A 19074-nucleotide genomic window follows, 5' to 3' on the forward strand; every position below is an offset into this window, starting at 1 on the left:
CCTCTCGCGCAGACGCTGTCAGCTGCGGATGCCGAGGGGGAGGGAGCGTCCGGCGAGTCCGCGTGGGACACCGATGATTCTCGTGGCGATGGACCGCAGCGCGACCGCGGCGGGATCATCGGGATGGGCGCGCAGGGTGGACAGGCCCTGATCGGCATCCGCGCGCAGCGGCGGGCTGAGCGGGATCGATCCGAGCACGGGCACCGGCTCGTCGTCGGTGTGGAGGGCCGCGGCGACCTCCCTCCCGCCACCGGATCCGAAGACCTCGAGCGTCGTGCCATCCGGGAGGGTCATCGGTCCCATGTTCTCGATCACTCCGAGCACCCGCTGGCCCGTCTGTCGGGCGACGAGCCCAGAGCGCACCGCCACCTCCGAGGCAGACCTCTGCGGAGTGGTCACGACCACCACTTCGGCGTGCGGGAGGAGCTGGCCCACCGAGATCGCGATATCTCCCGTGCCCGGCGGCATGTCCAGCAGCAGGATGTCGAGATCGCCGAAGTGCACATCGGTGAGGAACTGCTGCACCGTGCGATGCAGCATCGGGCCACGCCAGGCGACCGCGCCCCGGACCGCGTCGCTGCCGGAGCGCTGCAGGAACATCCCGATCGAGATCACCTTCACCCCGTGCGCGACCGGCGGGATCATGAGGTCATCGATGCGGGTGGGGGAGGGTACGGTGCCGTCGGCGGCGATCAGGCCCATCAGGGCAGGAATGGAGAATCCGTGCACATCGGCGTCGATGAGTCCCACGCGCAGGCCCTGGTCCGCGAGGGCCACCGCGAGCATGGCGGTGACGGTGGATTTGCCGACACCGCCCTTGCCGCTGGTGACCGCGACGACGCGGGTGAGCGAGTCCGCAGTGAACGGCATCGTTCGCGCAGGGCGCCCGTTGCGCAGCTTCTCCGTCAGTGCGGCCCGTTCCGCGGCGGTCATGACCCCGATGTGGACGTCGACGTCGCTCACGCCCTCGACGGATACCGCGGCCTCGCGCACGTCCCGCTCGATGCGGTCTGCGGCCGGGCAGCCGGCGATGGTCAGCGCGATCTCGACGGCTGCATGCCCCGCGTCGGCGGTGACGCTCTTGACCATCTCGAGCTCGCCGAGGGGTCGCCGAAGTTCCGGGTCCACGACGGCGGCGACGGCGGTGCGGACGCTGTCGGCCAGGGTCATGAATCGCCCCCCGCGGAGCGCTCATCGAGCTTGGCGAGCGCGGCCTTCAGTTCGCTGCGCAGCGTGTCCCGGGTGAGCACCTCGTCGGACAACTCGGTCAGTGCCAGGCGCAGCGCCACGATCTCGCGCGCGAGGTACTCGGTGTCGGCGAGGTTGCGCTCGGCACGCTGCCGGTCCTGCTCGATCTGGACGCGGTCGCGGTCGTCCTGGCGGTTCTGCGCCAACAGGATGAGGGGCGCTGCGTAGGACGCTTGCAGAGAAAGCATGAGGGTCAGCGCGGTGAAGCCGTTGGCGGCGGAGTCGAAGCGCAACTCTTCCGGTGCGGCGACGTTCCAGGTGATCCAGGCCAGGCAGAACACCGTGAGGGCAACCAGGAACCACGGTGTGCCCATGTTGCGGGCGATCCACTCGGTCGCGCGCCCGAACCGGTCGCGGGACGGCTGGGCGGGACGCCCGCGCATCGAAGACAGGCCGCGCGGGGCATCCAACCCGCGCGGCGAACGTGCCATCACGATGCCACCACGCCGGTCACAGTGTCACCGGTCCCGTCCACGGGAACGCGACGTGCGCGGGAGTCGTCGAGTGCGAGCGCCAGTCCTCGGGGAGGAGGTAGTCGAGCACATCATCGACCGTGACGACGCCGACGAGCCGGTGGACGTGGTCGACCACGGGGACGGACACCAGGTTGTAGCTGGCCAGGATCCGTGCGACGTCGGCGGCGGAGGCCGTCGCCGGCAGGGGGTCGATGGTGTCGTCGACGAGCGTGCCGATCCGCACGTGCGGCGGGTAACGCAGCATCCGCTGGAAGTGGACCGTTCCGAGGTAGCGACCGGTCGGGGTCTCGTAGGGGGGAAGGGTGACGTAGACCGAGGCCGCGAGCGCCGGATGGAGCTCATGTCGGCGGACCATCGCCAGGGCTTCCGCGACGGTCGCCTCGCCGGACAGGACGATGGGGTCGCTGGTCATGAGACCACCGGCCGTGTCCGGTCCGTACTTCAGGAGCTCGCGGACGTCCTCTGCCTCCTCGGGCTCCATGAGGTCCAGGAGCTGCTCCGAGCGGCCGATCGGCATCTGACCCAGCAGATCAGCGGCGTCGTCGGGCTCCATGGCATCCAGGATGTCGGCGGCGCGTTCATCACCGAGTTGCTCCAAGATGTGCGCCTGCTCGTCCTCGGGCATCTCCTCGAGCGCGTCGGCGAGGCGGTCGTCGGGAAGCTCCTCGGCGACCTCGATCAACCGGTCGTCGGGGAGGTCGAGCAGGGTGTTGGCGAGGTCAGCGGCGCGCAGCTCGCTGAGGGTCGCCACGAGCTGCTCGGCCGAGGGCTCCTCGCCGGGCGAGAGGCGCTCGGTCACGTCACGCCATGACACGACCGCGGTCGGCCCCTTCGTGAACGGTGTCGGCACTGTCCGCGGTCGCCGCACGAAGAGGCTGCCGATGTCCCAGTCGCCGAGAGCGGAGCGCTCGATGGCGGCATCTTCGATCACGGCCTCCCCGGAACCGTCGCGCAAAAACACGCGACGGCCGAGCAACTCGGCCATGACCCGCACCTCCCCGCCTCGCTGCTGGAAGCGACGGACGTTGATCAGGCCGGTCGTGATGACCTGGCCCGGGGCGATGGAGGTGACACGTCCGATCGAGACGAACACGTGTCGGCGGCCCGGGATCTCGACCACGAGGCCGACGACGCGCGGGGGATCCTCGGCGCGGTAGACCACGACGACATCCCTCACCCGACCCAGTCGATCCCCGGCGGGGTCGAAGACGGCGCACCCGACCAGGCGCGCGACGAAGACCCGCTGCGTACTCACGCGTCCAGCGTAGTGCGACCGCGGTGCAGGAGATCGGGCGCCCGGGCGCATGGGAGGATGGAGGTATGAGCATGATGGGCGGTCAGTTCCCGCGCGGGCTCGGCGAGGTCGGGCAGACCGTCGCGAGCTTCTCGCAGTACGAGGCCGCGCAGAAGGCGGTCTCGACGCTGATCGCCGCCGACATCCCGGCTCGCGAGATCGCGATCGTGGGCCAGGGGCTGCGCTCGATCGAACGTGTGACGGGCAGGCTCGGATATGCGACGGCTGCCCGATCGGGGGCGATCAACGGACTGCTGCTGGGGATGCTCTTTTCCGCCATCTTCGTTCTGGGGAGCCCGACCCTTCCCGTCCAGGCTTTCATCGGGGTGCTCTTCCTGGGCATCGCGATCGGGATGCTCGCGAGTCTGCTGACCTTTGCCATCGTGCGGCGTCGGCGCGACTACGCCTCGGTCATGCAGGTCGTGGCCGAGCATTACGACATCGCGGTCGCGGACGCCAGCGCGGGAAAGGCCCGTCAGCTCCTCGGACAGCACGCGACACCGGTCGCGCGACCGGTCGATCCGGTCGATCTCAGCGAGCCTCCGCGCTATGGTCAGCGCATCGACCCGGCCACGGGCGCGCCGGTCGTTCCTGCCGACGCGGCTGATACGGATGCGGAGCCTGCTGCGGCGCTCGAGCCGAAGCCGACCGCCGACACGGCGGAGCCGTCGTCGGCGGACGAGGGCGACGACACACGCTGACGGATCAGCGGGCGCCCTTCGCCATCCACTCCTCGACCTCGTCCGCGGTGCGGGGGAGCGCCGCGGAGAGGTTCACCGGGCCGTTGTCGGTCATGAGGATGTCGTCTTCGATCCGCACGCCGATGCCGCGATACTCCTCGGGAACGGTGATGTCGTCGATCTGGAAGTACAGGCCCGGCTCGATCGTGAAGACCATTCCCGCGGCGAGGATCCCGTCGTAGTACATCTCCCGACGCGCCTGCGCGCAGTCGTGGACGTCGATGCCGAGGTGGTGGCTCGTGCCGTGGACCATGTAGCGGCGGTGCTGCCCGCCGGTATCGGCATCCAGCGCCTCCTGCGCGGAGACCGGCAGCAGTCCCCACTCTGCCGTGCGGGCGGCGATGACCCGCATCGCCGCATCGTGCACGGAGCGGAAGGTGACTCCCGGACGCGCGGCGGCGAACGCGGCATCGGCAGCTTCCCGTACGGTCTCGTAGACCTTCCGCTGCACCTCGGTGAAGGTGCCGCTCACCGGGAGCGTGCGGGTGACATCCGCGGTGTAGAGGCTGTCGACCTCGACGCCGGCATCGATGAGGATCAGATCCCCCGGGAGGACGGCGCCGTCGTTGCGGGTCCAGTGGAGGTAGCACGCGTGCGGGCCCGAGGCGGCGATGGTGTCATAGCCCTCGCCGTTGCCGTCCGAGCGCGCACGGACGTGGAAGACGCCCTCGACCACCCGCTCGCCCCGGGGGTGGGCGACGATGCGATCCAGGTTGGCCACGATGTCATCGAACCCGGCGGCCGTGGCAGCGACGGCTTCGCGCAGCTGACCGATCTCATAGTCGTCCTTGATGAGACGCAACTCCGACACCGCGCGGGTGAGGTCCGTGTCCTCGTCGACGACCCGTTCGCCACCGACCGGGGCGAACTCCTCAAGGGCGGCGGTGCGGATGCCGAGGTCGGCCTGCACACCGGCGAGCGCCGGCCGGGGCCCGATCCAGAACTCGCCGATGGCGGCATCCGCGTAGAACTCGGGCGTCGTGCGGTCCGCGCGCTCGCGGAAGTAGAGCACCGCCTCATGGCCGTCGTCGTTCGGCTCGAGCACGAGGACCGCGCCGGGTTCGGCATCCGCTCCCCACCCCGTCAGGTGCGAGAAGGCCGAGTGCGCGCGGAACGGGTAGTCGGTGTCGTTCGAACGTTGCTTCAGCTCGCCTGCCGGGATCACGAGGCGCTCGCCCGGAAACTGCGCCGAAAGGGCTTCCCGTCGGCGGGCCGCGTGCGGTGCCTGGGCCCGCGGCGTCGGCCGCGACTCGGGCCGGTCCGCCCACCCGGCAGAGATCGTGTCGAGGAACCCCTGCGCGAACGGCTGGCGCCGATTCGTCGTGGCCGGCGTCGTCGTCTGGCTCTCGGAGGTCATACCCCCCAGTTTCGCACGCGATCGTCGGGCGTGCGCGGGTCAGGATGCAGGTTCGAGCTGCACGACCAGGGGCCGATGATCGCTGCCGACATCGTCGAGTGAGGTCACCACGAGGGATCCGGACACCCTCCACGCGGGAGTCACCAGGACATGGTCGATGGGGGCGCCGAGCAGAGCGGGCAGCGACGTCGACCAGGTCCCCACCGCGCCGTTCCCGCTGACGCTGGCGGCATCGGTGCAGCGCCCGAGGTCACCGCCGTCGACGCCGAGGCCCCCGAAATGGTCGACGGTCGCGTTGAAATCGCCGACCAGGATCACGCTGTCGGCCGCGCACTGGTCGGCCAGCCACTGCAGATCAGACCTCCAGTCGGCCATGTAGCCCTCGCGCGGCGCCACGGCGTGCGCGGCCACCACGATGGGCCCGGAGCCCGAGGTCGGCATCGCGACGGCGCTCGGCACGGTGGAGGTGTTGCTCGAACCGTCCTGAGAGGACGCGATCACGGCGTAGTCGCCGAGCTCCGGCGCGATCAGCAGCGTCGTGGATCCGGCGTCCCAGCCGCCGTAGTCGGTGTGGTGGGCCCACATCGGGTGGCCCATCTCCCGCATCGCGATCGCGACGGCCTCACCCGTTTCGATCGTCGTCTCGGGAAGGCTCACGATGTCTGCCGCCATCGCGACGGCCAGCTGAGCGATCTCCTCGGCGGAGGTCGCCTCGCCTGCGGTGTTCCAGGTGAGCACGCGCACGCTCGTCTCGGTTTTCGCGGGAAGCGATGCGGCGCCGAGCCCGCGCTGCGCCAGGGTCGACCCGGTGACCAGCGCGCCGGCCAGGGACACCAGCAGGATCGCGGCGGCGAAGGTCCGCACCGGGCGTGCGAGAAGGGCGATCAGGGAGACCGCCGCGACGGCGGCGAGGACGAGCACGATCGCACCGCGGAAGGCGATGATCTGCGCGATCGGCGCCACGCGCTCCACGCGGAAGAAGTCCGGGAAGGTGAGGACCGCGACGGCGATCGCCCACAACAGGGCAATGAGGACCCCCACCGCTCGAATCACGTGCGTGAGCCTACGTGCCGGCGCTGGGAGATCGGTGTCAGCCCCGCCGGACCGCGTGCGTTCGGTCGAGCGCTACGCTGGCGTTCATGCACGGCGTCCGGGTGATCGATGGACCGGCCGATCTGCATCTCCACTCGTCGCAGTCGGATGGGACCGAGCCGCCCGCGGAGGTGATGCGGGCGGTCCACGGCCACGGCCTGCGCACCGTCGCCCTGACAGACCACGACACCACCGCTGGCTGGGCCGAGGCTGCCGAGGCGGCTACCTCGCTCGGGATGACGTTCCTCCCGGGGATGGAGATGTCTTCGCGAGACAGCTGGCGCAGCGTCCATGTGCTGGGCTACCTGTTCGATCCCGAGAACGTGGAGCTGCGTCAGATGACCGAGCGGGTGCGTCGGTCGCGCCTGGATCGGGCACGACTCATGGCCGAGCGGATCTCGGTGGACTTCGACCTGGAGTGGGAGGACATCCTCGCCCAGACCTCCGACGGCGCCACCGTCGGTCGTCCGCACATCGCCGATGCGCTCGTGGCCCGCGGTCACGTGACTGATCGCACCGAGGCCTTCGCCGACATCCTCAGTCCCCGGGGTGAGTACTACGTCGCTCTGTTCGCACCGGATCCCGTCACGGCGGTGCGCCTCATCGTGGCGGCAGGGGGAGTGCCGATCATCGCGCATCCGGCCGGGCGCGCGGGGCCGTTCCCGCGTCCGCTGATCGAGGACATGCTGGATGCGGGGCTGGCCGGATTCGAGCTCGGTCACCGCGACAACACGGAGCAGGGCATCCGGGAGCTTCGCGCGCTCTGCGCGCAGCGGGACCTGATCGTGACCGGATCCAGTGACTACCACGGCCTGGGAAAGCCCAACCAGCCCGGCGAATTCACGACGACAGCGCAGATGGTGCAGCGCATCGTCTCCGCCGGAACGGGAAGCGCCCCCGTCTACCCGTAGGAGACGAGGGCGCTTCGCGTCTGCTGAGATCAGCGGGGGATCAGCTGAGCGCCTTGGCCTTGAGGGCCTCGTACTCGGCCTGGGTGATCGTGCCGGCGTCCAGGAGCTCCTTGGCGTGGGCGATCTCGGCAGCCGGGCTCTTGCTGGTGCCCGCAACGGACTGGATGTACGCGTCCTGCGCGCTCTTGATCTGCTCCGCTTCCTTCATGGAGCGCTCACCCATGCCGCGTCCGCGGGCGATGAGGTACACCAGCGCCGTCAGGAACGGCACGACGATGAGGAACAGGATCCAGACGGCCTTGAACCAGCCGTTGAGCTTGTGGTCGCGGAACAGGTCCGAGATGATCGCGAACAGCACGAACAGGTACGCGATGAACGCGAAGATCATCAGGAACCACCAGATGAAGTCCCAGAAGGACCCCCAGAATCCCTGGTACTGGTAGCCGGTGGTGACAGCTTCGATGAAGTGCATGACAGCCTTTCGGGGACGGACGGCGCCGTGGTCACAGAGCTGACGACACCGGGCGGGGCGTGCCGCCGGAGATCACCTTAGCGCTTCGACACCGCGTCCGAGTGAACTCCGGCCCCGGTGTCAGGCCGCGGCATCGGGGCGAGGTCCGCGACGCCGCCGCCGGCGACGCGGGGTCGAGGTGCCGTCGCGGTGCTCGGAGCCACCGCCGTCGTGCGTGCCGCCGCCCTCAGCCGGGCGCGGAGCGGCTGCTCCCGCGGCCGCATCCGGGCGCGACGCCGACCCGCGAGAGCGCGAGCGTCGGCGGCGCGGACGGTCACCGCCCGCCCCGTCGACCTTGGGCGCGGAGTCTGCGCGGGGAGCGGTCGCGATGCGGCCCTTGGTGCCCTCGGGGATCTGCAGGTCGGCATAGAGGTGCGGACTTGAGGAGTACGTCTCGATGGGCTCGGGCTGGCCGAACTCGAGCGCCCGGTTGATGAGGGCCCACTTGTGCAGGTCCTCCCAGTCCACAAACGTGATGGCGATGCCGGTGCGGCCCGCACGGCCGGTCCGGCCCGCGCGGTGCAGATACGTCTTCTCGTCGTCCGGGATCGTGTGGTTGATGACGTGGGTCACATCGTCCACGTCGATGCCGCGGGCCGCGACGTCCGTGGCGATCAGAACGTCCTTCTTTCCGGCCTTGAAGGCGGCCATCGAGCGTTCACGGGACTCCTGACTCATGTCGCCGTGCACCGCGACGGCCGCGAAGCCGCGGTCCTGAAGCTCGTCGACGAGCTTCTGCGCCGCACGCTTGGTGCGGGTGAAGATGACGGTCTTCTCGCGTCCTTCGGCCTGCAGGATACGGGCGATGACCTCGTCCTTGTCCAGCGAGTGCGCGCGGTAGACGAGATGCTTGATGTTGGCTTGCGTGAGGCCCTCGTCGGGGTCCGTCGCCCGGATGTGGATCGGGTTGGACATGAAGCGGCGCGCGAGAGTCACGATCTGCCCCGGCATGGTCGCCGAGAACAGCTGCGTGTGGCGTACTGCGGGGACCTTCTGGAAGATCTTCTCGATGTCCGGGAGGAACCCGAGATCGAGCATCTTGTCCGCCTCGTCGAGCACGACCTCGGTCGCGTTCGACAGGTCGAGCAGGCGCTGGCCTGCCAGGTCGATGAGGCGGCCCGGGGTACCGACGACGATCTGCGCACCGGCCTTGAGCTGTTCGATCTGCCCCTCGTACGCCTTGCCGCCGTAGATCGCGACGACCGAGGTGGCACGGTTCTCGGTCAGCATGTCCATGTCTTCGTACACCTGCACCGCCAGCTCGCGGGTCGGCACCACGATGAGTGCCTTCACGCCGGGCTCGGGGTTCGCGCCCAGGCGCTGCACGACCGGGATGCCGAAGCCGAAGGTCTTGCCGGTGCCGGTCTTGGCCTGGCCGATGATGTCCTGCCCGGGGAGCCCGAGCGGGATCGTCTGCTCCTGGATGGGGAAGGCGTCGATGATGCCGCGCTGCGAGAGCGCCTCGACGATGTCCTGATCAACGCCGAGGTCGGCGAAAGTCGTCACGATATTGAGCCTGTCTGGCGGCCGTTGCCGCCGCTGGTGTCGGATCCACGCCCTTCACTCAGCCGCAGGCGCGGTGCTCCGGTCCGCGCCGGAGACCGGTCCAGTCTACCGGGCCGCCGATGTCAGCAGCCTGAGCGCGGCACCGGCGGCGGGTCGACCGGCGTACCCCTAGGCTGGAGTTCGTGGTCGATTGGCGGTTCTGGCGCAGAGAGCGCCCGCTCGGGGCGACGCTGTCGTTGCGATCCCGGGGAGACTTCGGCGACGCGCACCGCGTCGACTTCGAAGAGCTCGCTCCCGACATCGATGTGTTCCTCGGCCAGGCCGCCTATCTCCAGCTCGGCTTCTTCGAGACGGTCAGCGAATTGATCGCGCTGACGCCGGAGCTCGCGCGCAAAGACGCCCTCTCCCGCGCGGCCGGCGCGGCCCTGAACAAGCACGAGGCACTCGTCGGGGTCATCCGCGATCGCGGTGACGATCCCACGGCGCTGATGCTGCCGTTCCGGGAGCCGCTCGACGATTTCCGCGCTGCCACGCACGGCGTGCGCCCGCAGGAGACGATGCTGTCGGTCCACATCACCGCGGGGATGCTCGACGACTTCTATCTGGCGCTGGCGGCCAGCTATGGCGAGACCGGTCGGAAGATCGCGCGCATCCTGCGGGCGGATGCCGACCGTCAGCCGATCATCGACATCCTGCGCGAGACGGTGGACGCAGACGAAGAGTGGCGCTCGCTTCTGGCGATGTGGGGACGACGTTTGGTCGGCGACACACTGCTGGTCGCCCGCGCTGCACTGCGCCCGGAGCACCTGCAGTCGCAGGATGAGAAGAAGGTCGAGCCGGTGTTCACCCAGCTCATGGCCGCCCACTCTCGACGGATGGACGGCCTGGGGCTGGCGGCCTGAGCGTCAGGCGACGAAGCCGACGCGGCGGGTCTCCTCGGTGCCGATCTCGACGTAGGCCAGCGAGGCCGCGGGGACGATGTAGGTGTTGCCGCGCACGTCCGTGAAGCTGACTGACGAGGCGCCGGAATCGAGCGCCTTCGTCACCGATTCGGTGACCTCGGCCGCCGATGCGCTCGTCTCGAAGTTCAACTCGCGCCCCGATTGGGTGATGCCGATGCGGATCTCCACGTCACTTCCTCGCTTTCCTTGACCCGCCTCGAGCGAGCCACTGGTCACTTTACGTCAGCGCGATGTCGCCGGAGGTCGATAGCGTGCCATTGATGGATTTCCGTACGATCGCCTGGAGCGAACTGGACCCGCAGCAGCGTGAGCTCGTGTCCCTGCCGGCGGGCGCGAGCGCTATCGTCGTCGGCGCGCCGGGGACCGGCAAGACCGAGGTGCTCACCCAGCGGGTCGCCCGGTTGCTGCGCGACGGCATCGATCCCGCACAGATCCTCGTGCTCACCCCCACCCGGCAGACGGCCACGGCGCTCCGCGAGCAGCTCGCTCCCGATCTGGATCTCGCCACCCCAGGGCCGCTCGCACGTTCTGTCGCCTCGTTCGCGTTCCAACTCGTGCGCGCGGCGGCGGTGCGCTGGGAGGAGCCGCCGCCCCGGCTGCTCACCGCCGCTGACCAGGACCACATCCTGATGGACCTCCTCGAGGGCGACGAGCGCGATGCCGATGCGGGGCGACCGCGCTGGCCCGAGACTCTGGGAACCACGGTGCGACGGTCGCGGGAATTCCGCAGCGAGCTGCGCGCATTCGCCGCGCAGTGCGCCGAGCTCGGCGTCGCGCCCCACGAGCTGTCCGCACTTGCGCGCGAGCTTCCACACCCGGTGTGGGAGTCGACGGCATCCTTCCTCGATGAGTACGCCTACGTATTGGGGCGGCTGCGGGAGGCGCACCGGGATCCCGCACAGCTACTGAAGGACGCGGCGGAGGCGCTTGCCCAGTTCGGCTCTGCCCTCACCGCGGTCCGCGTGCTGATGGTCGACGACGCGCAGGAGCTCACCCACGGGGGGATGGCTGTGCTGGAAGCAGCTCGAGCCGCCGGCATCGCCGTGTTCGCCGTCGGTGATCCGGACATCGGTTCGGGGGCGTTCCGCGGGGCCGGGGCGCAGACCTTCGCCCGCCTCCTGCGACTGTTGGGGCCGCCTCGAGCGCTGCTGAGCCCGCACCGGTCCTCGCCGGCACTGACCGACATCGCCCGCCGCGTGACGCAGGCGATCGGCTCCTCCGGCGTGGTGGCGCATCGACGCCCTCCGTCGCCCGATGCCGGGTGCGGGAAAGCGGGTGATGTCGTCTGCGCCGTGGAGGCATCGCCGCACGAAGAAGTCGATCGCGTCGCGTTGCAGCTGCGGACCTGGCACCTGCACGACGAGATCCCCTGGCAGGACATGGCCGTGATCGTCCACGACACGAGCCAGGTCGCGCGGCTGGAGACGGAGCTGGCCGCGCGCGAGGTCCCGACACGCGCGGAGAGCGTGGCCCGCCCGCTCGGGAGCGAGGGCGTGGTGCGGGAGATCCTCGCGATGGTGAGCCTCGGAATCACCGACCCGGCCGAGCGGACCGGAGAACAGCTCTCCGCGGCGCTCACGGGCACGTTCGGCGGCATGGATGCGGTGGCGATGCGGCGGCTGCGCGCCCGACTGCGCACACACGAGTTCACGCGCGACGGGGCCCGTAGCGCCCTCGAGCTGCTGACCGCGGCCTTCCTCGAACCGGCGACGTTCGTGCTGGTCGATACTCCCGAGGCCCGCCGCGCGGCCCGTGTGGCACGCACACTCGACGAGGTGCACCGGCAGGCGGTCGCGGGTGCGTCGGCACACGAGCTGTTGTGGACGGTCTGGGAGAGGTCCGGTCTGGCTGCGGCGTGGCAACGTCGGGCGGCCGGGAGTGGGCCGGATGCCGCGGAGGCGGAGCGGTCGCTGGACGCCCTCGTGGCGCTGTTCGGTGCCGCGAAGCTGGCGGCAGAGCGCGGCGACGAGAGCCCCGACCGGTTCGTACGCGGGATCCTCGACAGCGAGATCCACGAAGACAACATCACCCGCACGGCGCGGACCGCGGCCGTCGCGATCCTGACGCCCGCTGCCGCGCTCGGCCGTGAGTTCGACGCCGTGGTCATCGCGAACGTGCACGAGGGGGTGTGGCCCAATACCCGCCTGCGCGGCGGATTGCTGGACGGCTGGCGGCTGGCCGACGACGTCCAGGCGCGCCGAGAGGGACGACGCGCTCCCGAGACGGCCATCGTCGATCGTCGTCGTCAGGTGCTCCACGACGAGCTGCGACTGTTCCTGCGCGCGTTGACGCGTGCGCGCAGCCGTGTGCTCGTCACCTCGGTGCTCGACGACGACACGTCGCCGAGTGTGATCTTCTCCTTTCTTCCCGACCCCGAGCCGCGCACCGACCGCGTGCCGATGACGCTTCGTGGCGCGGTTGCGCGATTCCGGCGCGTGCTGACGACCTCGGACGACGAACACGAACGCCGAGAGGCCGCGCAGCAGCTCGCGGTGCTCGCGCGCGAGGGCGTGCCCGGGGCAGACCCGGCCCAGTGGTACGGCGTGCGAGGGCGAACCGGGGGTTCGCGGATCCACGACCTCGACGACGGTCCCGTCCCTCTCTCGCCCTCGCGACTGGAGTCGTTCGAAGCGTGTGGCATCGACTGGGCGGTGCGCGCGCTCGGCGGTGACACGCGCACCTTCTCGGCTGGCGTGGGGACGATCCTGCACGCCGCGATGGAGCAGGCTCGCACGGATCCCGATCTGGATGTCGACGCCTTCATCGATGGGCGGTGGGGGGAGCTGGAGTTCGAGGCGGAGTGGATGTCGCGCCAAGAGCGGCTGTGGGCGGCTGTGCTCGGTCGCCGACTGCGCGCCTATCTCGCCGCGGTCGGCGACCACGGCGGCGAGGCGATCGGCGCGGAGACGCGCTTTCGCCTGCGCGTGGCGCAGGACGGGCCCGACGGCCCGCCGCGCGTGCGCCTGGCCGGATCGGACGCGAGTGAACCCGATGCGGCGGATATCGCCGTCATCAACGGGTCGATCGACCGGCTGGAGCGGTATCCGCACGGACGGGGCGAGGCCGTGCCTCACACGGATGATCCACACAAGGATGCGTTGGTCGTGGTGGATCTGAAGACCGGGCGCTCCGAGACACGGGTGTCTGCCGAGAAGGTCGGCGATGACGCGCAGTTGGCGGCGTACCAGCTCGCCGCCCGGGCGCTGTCGGACGAGACGGCCGAGGTGGCCGGCGCACGCCTGGTCGTGCTCTCCAAGACGCTCAAGGGGACGCACTACCGGATCGCCCATCAGGCACCGATGGATGACCAGCAGCGCGACGCATTCCTGCGCCGTGTGGTCGCAGACGCGCGAGCCATGGCCGCGGACGCGTTCATCGGACATCCCGACACACACTGCAACGACGATCACTTCGCCGTGTGCCGGGTGCACACAGTCAAGCCGGTGAGTTCGTCATGAGCGAGAACGATGCCCCTCCGCAGATGCTGTTCTCGGCGCGTCGGATCGCGCAGATCCTCGAGCTTCCGGAGCCGACGCTCGACCAGCAGCGGGTGATCGAGGCGCCGCTCGGCCCCACGCTCGTGGTCGCGGGGGCCGGCAGCGGCAAGACCGAGACGATGGCGGGCCGGGTCGTCTGGCTCGTCGCCAACCGGATCGTGCGCCGCGACGAGATCCTCGGACTCACGTTCACGAGGAAAGCCGCGGGGGAGCTCTCCGAGCGGATCGATCGACGTCTCTCGCGCATCGACCAGCTCGCCCGCGAGGGACGGATCGGCGAGCTTTCGGCGGATGCCGCCGGCGAGGATGCACTGTTGCGTCCGCGCGTGTCGACCTACAACGCCTTTGCGGATGCCATCGTTCGCGAGCACGGTGCGCGCATCGGAACCGATCCGGACGCGGCACTGCTGAGCACCTCGGCGTCGTGGCTGCTCGCCAGACGGGTGGTGGTGGCTTCGCAGGATGCTCGCCTGTCCGCGCGCGAGGACCGCTTCGGAACCATCGTCGATGCGCTCCAGCGCCTGGCCGGAGAATTCCTCGACCACGGGGCAGACGGTGACGCCGTCGCGCAGTTCGGGAACGTGTGGGCCTCCGCCATCGCCCCTGCCTGCAATCGCGCTCTGGCCCAGCCCGGGGCGATCGAGAGATTCCATACCGCGATGACCGCGCTTCCGATCCTCGCGGACCTGGTCGATCAGTATCGTTCGGCGAAGGCAGCCGCGGGCGCGGTGGACTTCGCCGATCAGGTCGCCGGTGCGCTGGCGATCGTCGCCGGTGCACCCGAAGTGGTCGACGAACTCCGCCGTCACTACCGGGTCGTGCTGCTGGATGAGTATCAGGACACCTCCGTCCAGCAGAGCCGCTTGCTCTCGACGCTGTTCGCAGACTCCGCGGTGATGGCCGTCGGCGACCCTCACCAGTCGATCTACGGCTGGCGCGGGGCGAGCGCGGCCAATCTCGTGTCGTTCGCGCGCGCGTTCTCCCCTTCCGGGCGGTGCGCGCACTTCGCGCTCATGACCAGCTGGCGCAACGACGCCGCCGTCCTGGATGCCGCCAACGCGGTGATCGGTGCGCAGCACGTCGAGGGCATCGCCATCCCGCCACTGCAGGCACGTCCGTCGGCGGGCGCCGGGCGGGTGAGGCAGCGCTTTGCGGCGACGATCGAAGACGAGGCGATCGAGGTGGCGGACTTCTTCGCGCAGGTGCGTGGGCGGCACCGCGGCGAGGCACCGCACTCGGGTGCGATCCTGTTCCGCGCCAAGCGCCACATGACGGTGTTCGCCGATGCGCTGGCGGCGCGCGGCATCCCCCACCGCATCCTGGGCCTGGGCGGACTGCTCTCCACCCCGGAGGTGGTGGATGTCGTGGCAGCGCTGCGCGTGCTGAGCGATCCCTCGCAGGGATCATCCCTCATCCGGCTCCTCGTCGGTCCGCGCTTCGGTGTCGGTCTGGGCGATCTCGCGGCGCTCCGGGGACTGGCGGCGAGGCTGCCGCGTGTCGACGCGGCGTTCGGAGAGTTGCCCGAGGCCGTCCAGGAGCGTGTGCGGGCCTCGGTCGGCCCGGAGGAGCAGCTTTCCCTCGTCGATGCCCTCGACGTGCTGGCGAGGCTGCGACCGGGAAGTCCCTTCACTCGACACTTCAGCGTCGAGGGCCTGGATCGCCTCGGGGAAGCTGCGGGCGTCTTCCACCGGCTGCGCGCCGTGACGGCCGGATCGATTCCCGACGTCATCCGTGCGATCGAGCGTGAGTTGCGGCTGGACATCGAGCTCGCCGCGAACGAGAGTCGGGGACCTGCGCGCACCTCCACCGCGCAGCTGCGCTCGTTCCTGGACGAGATCCAGACCTTCCTGGCTGCGGACGAGCGCGGCACGCTCGCGAGCCTGCTCGCATGGCTCGACCACGCAGAAGAGACCGATGAGCTCATGCCGCGGACCGAGCCGCCTGAGCCGGGAGTCGTACAGCTGTTGACGATCCACGGCTCGAAAGGCCTTGAGTGGGACGCGGTCGCCGTCGTGCGGATGGTGGGTGACGAGCTCCCCAAGCGCCCTCGCAGCACCCAGGGCTGGCTCGGCTACGGCTCGCTGCCGTATGCGTTCCGTGGCGACCGTGACGCTCTCCCGGTTCTGGACTGGTCACCGGACCGCGATCCGGTCCGAAAGGACCTCAGCGCTGCCGTGTCGGATTTCGCTTCCCAGATGAAACACCACCTGGAGTCCGAGGAACGGCGGCTCGCGTACGTCGCCGTGACGCGCGCGCGCAACGAACTGCTGCTGACCGGCTCACGGTGGGGCGGTCAGCGCAAGCCGCGCGATCCGAGCCCCTATCTCGTCGAGATCGTCGACGCACTGGGGCTGCCTGCCATCTCCGTGCCCGATGATGAGGACAATCCGTACGAAGGACGGGAGGGGGTGCCCGTCGAGTGGCCCATGGCGCCCCTGGGTGGACGGACCGAGCGCGTGCACGACGCCGCCCGCCTGGTCGAGGAGGCGATGGAGCGCGACACCGCATCGCCGTTGGTTGCGGCACCGGACATCGCCCGGCTGCTGGACGAGCGCTCAGCGCGGAGTTCGCGTCGGCAGGCGGAGGACCCGCGTCGGGTCGCCGCCTCGCGGTTCAAGGAGTTCGTCGCCGACTACGCCCGCGCTCAGGCCTCGGTCGAGCGACCGATGCCCGAGAAGCCGTATCGTGCGACGACCCTCGGCACACGTTTCCACGCGTGGGTGGAGGCACGCTCGGGCCTTGCCGGCAGCACCAGCCCGCTGGATGACCTGCTGTGGGAGCAGGACGATGCAGAGGTGGACTCCTCGCCGGTCGCCGATGCGGAGGAGGCCGCGCTCGCGGCGCTCCAGGAAAGGTTCATCGCTTCGGAGTGGGGCATGCTCTCGCCGCTCGAGGTGGAGTGCGAGATCGACATTCGACTCCCGGGAGCGGAGGGAATCGATCGGCTGATCTGCAAGTTGGATGCCGTTTATCGGCGGAGCGGACGCATCGAGATCGTCGACTGGAAGACCGGTGCCGCGCCGCGCACCGCGTCGGAGCGGGCCGATCGCATGCTGCAGCTCGCGCTCTACCGCGTCGCGTACCACAAACGCAGCGGCATTCCCCTGGACCAGATCGATGTCGTGCTGTACTACGTCGCCTCGGACACGGTGATCCGCTCGGATCGCGTTTACTCGGAGGAGGAGCTCGTCCACCTCTGGAACGCGGCCCGTGCGGCACGCGCCGGCTCATCGGACTCGGGATCGATGTCGCCGAATGACGAGTCGACCGTGCCGAGCTGAACGGGTTTCACCGGCAGGAGGATCGGCGCCGTGACGGCGTCGGTCACGGTGACGCCGGCGGAGGGCTCCTCATCCGTGCCGGTGTTGTCGTTTCCCGGGCTCGGCTCATCGACGGTGGAGACAGGCTCCGTCCGGGCCTCCTCGGTGACGGTGTCCGCCGGTTCGTCGGTGATCCAGGTGGCCAGTTCATCCGGGTCGTACGCGTCGGTGTGCATCGACGTGTCGGCACCGCTGGTCGCGGCGCTCGGCATCTGGCCCATGAGCGCGATGGCGTCGTCGACACCGGCGGAGGCGCGCGGGATCAGTGCGTCATCGACGACGGAGTCCGCTAGGGAAGAGAGCAGAGTCTCGGCGTCGGTCATGACGGTGGCATCATTCGCGTCGTAGCCGTGGACGAGCCAACGGGCGAACTCCAACTCGGCGTGAAGACGTGCGCGTGAGCGCAGGAACGGGTCGGGGGCGCGATCGGATCCCGCCGCGTATGCGGCCAGCACATCGGATGCCGCGGTCGGTGCCGACGCGATCCACTGCAGATCGGCCGCGGGGTCGCCGACCGACAGCCCCTCCCAGTGCGCGACCCCGGTGACCACCGGGAGGTCGTCGCGATCGGCCAGGAAGAAACTGTCCGATGATGCCGAACCGAGGATCACGGTGGGTTCAAAACGCCACAAATCGTCGGTGTCCACGGCCCGCCGCCAGCGTGAGACCAGCGCGACGGGAGCCCGCTTGGTGGTCTGCACCCGGTCGATCAGCCGCTCGGTCTCGTCGCGGATCTGGGCTGAGGTGCGCACCGCCAGACCTGCGTCACGCACTGAGGCCACCGGCAGCGCGTGGATCGCGGCGAGCGCCGCGGCGATCGATGTTGCGACACCGGCTCCGGGCGGCACCTGTCCGGGGTCGACGCGGTAGCCGGCGATGAAGGTGGTGACGTAGGCGGTGTCCGATCCGAGAGGGACCTCGCCGAGAACCTCGGGCACCGCGAAAGGCAGCAGTGCCCGCATTCCGCTGGACAGGGCGCGGAGTGCGCGGGCCTGGGCGCGCAGTTCATCACCGGAGTCCGCATCGGTGCCGACCCGGACGACCAGGGTCCGTCCGTCGTCGAGAGTGAGGTGTGCCGCGTCGATGCGGCCGGCGGATCGTTCGGTGAGCTCGGCGGCGGCGATCACGGTGGTGTCCGCGCCGATGGAGGTGACGGCCGCGGCTAGAGTGAGAGGTGAGCGCGCCATGTGCCCAGGGTAGGTCTGGCGCCCGCGCGAAGCCTCGCGCCACGCCCTTGAGAGAGGTCCTTGTCCAATGCAGTCGTCCGGCCGTGCGCCCCTGGCCAGGTCAGGACTGGATCGGGCCGAGCATCGACGCACGGATGTCGGGACGGATCCGGCACCGGATGCGCGCGTCCTGGTCGTCGATGCGGACAGGGCCCCGATGGACGCGGCAGGTCGTCTGCTCTGGGTATCGGCGTCCGACCCGGCGCTGGCGGCGCTGGATGGCATCCATGCCTTTCTCGGAGAGGGCGCTGACGGGCGCGACCTGTGGCTCCTTGCGCTGCCCGACGGCGCTGAGGCACCGGACATCGCCGCGCGATGGGAGGCGCTGCGTGCCGTCGGCGGCGGTCTCGTGGACCTTGATGCCTCCGCGTTCGTCGCCGCGCTGAGCCTGGCGCGATGGTTGCGGGACAGCCCGTACTGTCCGGCGTGCGGGGCGGTCACGACGCTGACCACCGGCGGCTGGGCACGCTCCTGCGGGGCCTGCGGACGAGAGCACTTCCCACGCACCGACCCCGCCGTGATCGTCGCGGTGACCGACCCGACCGGCGAGCGCATTCTGTTGGGATCCAACGCGGCCTGGGGCGCAGATCGATACTCGTGCTTTGCGGGATTCGTTGAGGCGGGGGAATCCCTGGAGAGCGCCGTCGCGCGCGAGGTCCTCGAGGAATCGGGGGTCCACGTGGAGGAGCTGACCTATCTCGGATCGCAGGCGTGGCCGTACCCGCGCTCCCTCATGCTCGGCTTCATCGCCACGACCTCCGATGCCGTGCCGCGACCGGACGGGGAGGAGATCATCGATGCGCGATGGTTCGACCGAGAGCAGATCGCGGCGGCGCTCGCGGGGGACGCGCTCCCTCATCTGCCCGGGCCGGCGTCGATCGCGCGCACGCTGATCGAGCACTGGCACGCCGCTGAGCGCGCCGGTGCCGCGTGA

15 protein-coding genes are annotated in these 19074 nt (G+C 69.9%); 6 read left to right on the forward strand and 9 right to left on the reverse strand.

Going from position 1 to position 19074, the window contains the following annotated elements; genetic code table 11:
* Positions 1-18: 18 nt before the first annotated feature.
* From ABD206_RS02110 to ABD206_RS02120, 3 genes are read right to left on the reverse strand one after another with little or no spacing between them, the layout of a single operon-like run.
* On the reverse strand, positions 19-1170 hold the full coding sequence (locus ABD206_RS02110; protein WP_344068580.1) for an Mrp/NBP35 family ATP-binding protein: 1152 nt from the start codon (positions 1168-1170) through the stop codon (positions 19-21).
* Complete coding sequence (locus ABD206_RS02115) at positions 1167-1679, reverse strand: DUF1003 domain-containing protein (RefSeq protein WP_344068583.1); 513 nt, start codon at positions 1677-1679, stop codon at positions 1167-1169. The genes ABD206_RS02110 and ABD206_RS02115 overlap by 4 nt, the downstream gene beginning before the upstream one ends.
* A gap of 19 nt (positions 1680-1698) precedes the next feature.
* Positions 1699-2979 (reverse strand): magnesium transporter MgtE N-terminal domain-containing protein, encoded by a 1281-nt coding sequence (locus ABD206_RS02120; RefSeq protein ID WP_344068586.1) that lies wholly within the window; start codon positions 2977-2979, stop codon positions 1699-1701.
* A 65-nt stretch (positions 2980-3044) separates the two neighbouring features.
* Between ABD206_RS02120 and ABD206_RS02125 the strand changes: the two genes are divergently transcribed.
* On the forward strand, positions 3045-3719 hold the full coding sequence (locus ABD206_RS02125) for a YflT domain-containing protein (protein ID WP_344068589.1): 675 nt from the start codon (positions 3045-3047) through the stop codon (positions 3717-3719).
* A 4-nt stretch (positions 3720-3723) separates the two neighbouring features.
* On the opposite strand, the gene ABD206_RS02130 is transcribed toward ABD206_RS02125, so the two are convergent.
* Positions 3724-5115 carry an aminopeptidase P family protein gene (locus tag ABD206_RS02130; RefSeq protein ID WP_344068592.1) on the reverse strand — a complete coding sequence of 464 codons (1392 nt, stop codon included), beginning with the start codon at positions 5113-5115 and terminating at the stop codon, positions 3724-3726.
* 39 nt (positions 5116-5154) lie between these two features.
* Complete coding sequence (locus tag ABD206_RS02135) at positions 5155-6168, reverse strand: endonuclease/exonuclease/phosphatase family protein (protein WP_344068594.1); 1014 nt, start codon at positions 6166-6168, stop codon at positions 5155-5157.
* A gap of 86 nt (positions 6169-6254) precedes the next feature.
* On the opposite strand from ABD206_RS02135, the gene ABD206_RS02140 reads away from it, so the two are divergent.
* Positions 6255-7118, forward strand: a complete 864-nt coding sequence (locus tag ABD206_RS02140) for a PHP domain-containing protein (RefSeq protein WP_344068597.1) — start codon at positions 6255-6257, stop codon at positions 7116-7118.
* A gap of 40 nt (positions 7119-7158) precedes the next feature.
* Here the strand turns inward: ABD206_RS02140 and ABD206_RS02145 are convergent, their stop codons facing one another.
* Both ABD206_RS02145 and ABD206_RS02150 read right to left on the reverse strand, forming a co-directional pair.
* A complete protein-coding gene (locus ABD206_RS02145) occupies positions 7159-7590 on the reverse strand; it encodes an SHOCT domain-containing protein (protein WP_344068600.1) in 432 nt (143 codons plus the stop codon).
* Positions 7591-7710: 120 nt separating this feature from the next.
* Positions 7711-9135: a DEAD/DEAH box helicase gene (locus tag ABD206_RS02150; RefSeq protein ID WP_344068603.1), complete on the reverse strand. Its 1425-nt coding sequence runs from the start codon at positions 9133-9135 to the stop codon at positions 7711-7713.
* 182 nt (positions 9136-9317) lie between these two features.
* On the opposite strand from ABD206_RS02150, the gene ABD206_RS02155 reads away from it, so the two are divergent.
* Entirely contained in the window at positions 9318-10037 is a 720-nt protein-coding gene (locus ABD206_RS02155) for a ferritin-like fold-containing protein (protein ID WP_344068606.1), read from the forward strand.
* Positions 10038-10040: 3 nt separating this feature from the next.
* Here ABD206_RS02155 and ABD206_RS02160 read toward each other — a convergent pair whose 3' ends face one another.
* A complete protein-coding gene (locus ABD206_RS02160; RefSeq protein WP_344068609.1) occupies positions 10041-10265 on the reverse strand; it encodes a DUF3107 domain-containing protein in 225 nt (74 codons plus the stop codon).
* Between the two features lie 92 nt (positions 10266-10357).
* Between ABD206_RS02160 and ABD206_RS02165 the strand changes: the two genes are divergently transcribed.
* Positions 10358-13555, forward strand: coding sequence for a PD-(D/E)XK nuclease family protein (locus ABD206_RS02165; RefSeq protein WP_344068612.1), 3198 nt, complete (start codon positions 10358-10360; stop codon positions 13553-13555).
* Positions 13552-16875, forward strand: coding sequence for an ATP-dependent helicase (locus ABD206_RS02170; protein WP_344068615.1), 3324 nt, complete (start codon positions 13552-13554; stop codon positions 16873-16875). The genes ABD206_RS02165 and ABD206_RS02170 overlap by 4 nt, the downstream gene beginning before the upstream one ends.
* Here ABD206_RS02170 and ABD206_RS02175 read toward each other — a convergent pair.
* A complete protein-coding gene (locus ABD206_RS02175; protein WP_344068618.1) occupies positions 16764-18101 on the reverse strand; it encodes a phosphotransferase in 1338 nt (445 codons plus the stop codon). The genes ABD206_RS02170 and ABD206_RS02175 overlap by 112 nt on opposite strands.
* Before the next feature lie 67 nt (positions 18102-18168).
* On the opposite strand from ABD206_RS02175, the gene nudC reads away from it, so the two are divergent.
* Complete coding sequence (gene nudC / locus ABD206_RS02180; RefSeq protein WP_344068621.1) at positions 18169-19074, forward strand: NAD(+) diphosphatase; 906 nt, start codon at positions 18169-18171, stop codon at positions 19072-19074.

This window comes from Microbacterium sediminicola (assembly GCF_039531125.1).
Lineage (GTDB): Bacteria > Actinomycetota > Actinomycetes > Actinomycetales > Microbacteriaceae > Microbacterium > Microbacterium sediminicola.

Coding starts and splice junctions, on each gene's coding strand:
- ABD206_RS02145 (WP_344068600.1), bottom strand. CDS start 7,590: ATGCACTTCATCGAAGCTGTCACCACCGGCTACCAGTACCAGGGATTC.
- ABD206_RS02165 (WP_344068612.1), top strand. CDS start 10,358: ATGGATTTCCGTACGATCGCCTGGAGCGAACTGGACCCGCAGCAGCGT.
- ABD206_RS02115 (WP_344068583.1), bottom strand. CDS start 1,679: ATGGCACGTTCGCCGCGCGGGTTGGATGCCCCGCGCGGCCTGTCTTCG.
- ABD206_RS02170 (WP_344068615.1), top strand. CDS start 13,552: ATGAGCGAGAACGATGCCCCTCCGCAGATGCTGTTCTCGGCGCGTCGG.
- ABD206_RS02125 (WP_344068589.1), top strand. CDS start 3,045: ATGAGCATGATGGGCGGTCAGTTCCCGCGCGGGCTCGGCGAGGTCGGG.
- ABD206_RS02175 (WP_344068618.1), bottom strand. CDS start 18,101: ATGGCGCGCTCACCTCTCACTCTAGCCGCGGCCGTCACCTCCATCGGC.
- ABD206_RS02110 (WP_344068580.1), bottom strand. CDS start 1,170: ATGACCCTGGCCGACAGCGTCCGCACCGCCGTCGCCGCCGTCGTGGAC.
- ABD206_RS02140 (WP_344068597.1), top strand. CDS start 6,255: ATGCACGGCGTCCGGGTGATCGATGGACCGGCCGATCTGCATCTCCAC.
- ABD206_RS02130 (WP_344068592.1), bottom strand. CDS start 5,115: ATGACCTCCGAGAGCCAGACGACGACGCCGGCCACGACGAATCGGCGC.
- nudC (WP_344068621.1), top strand. CDS start 18,169: ATGCAGTCGTCCGGCCGTGCGCCCCTGGCCAGGTCAGGACTGGATCGG.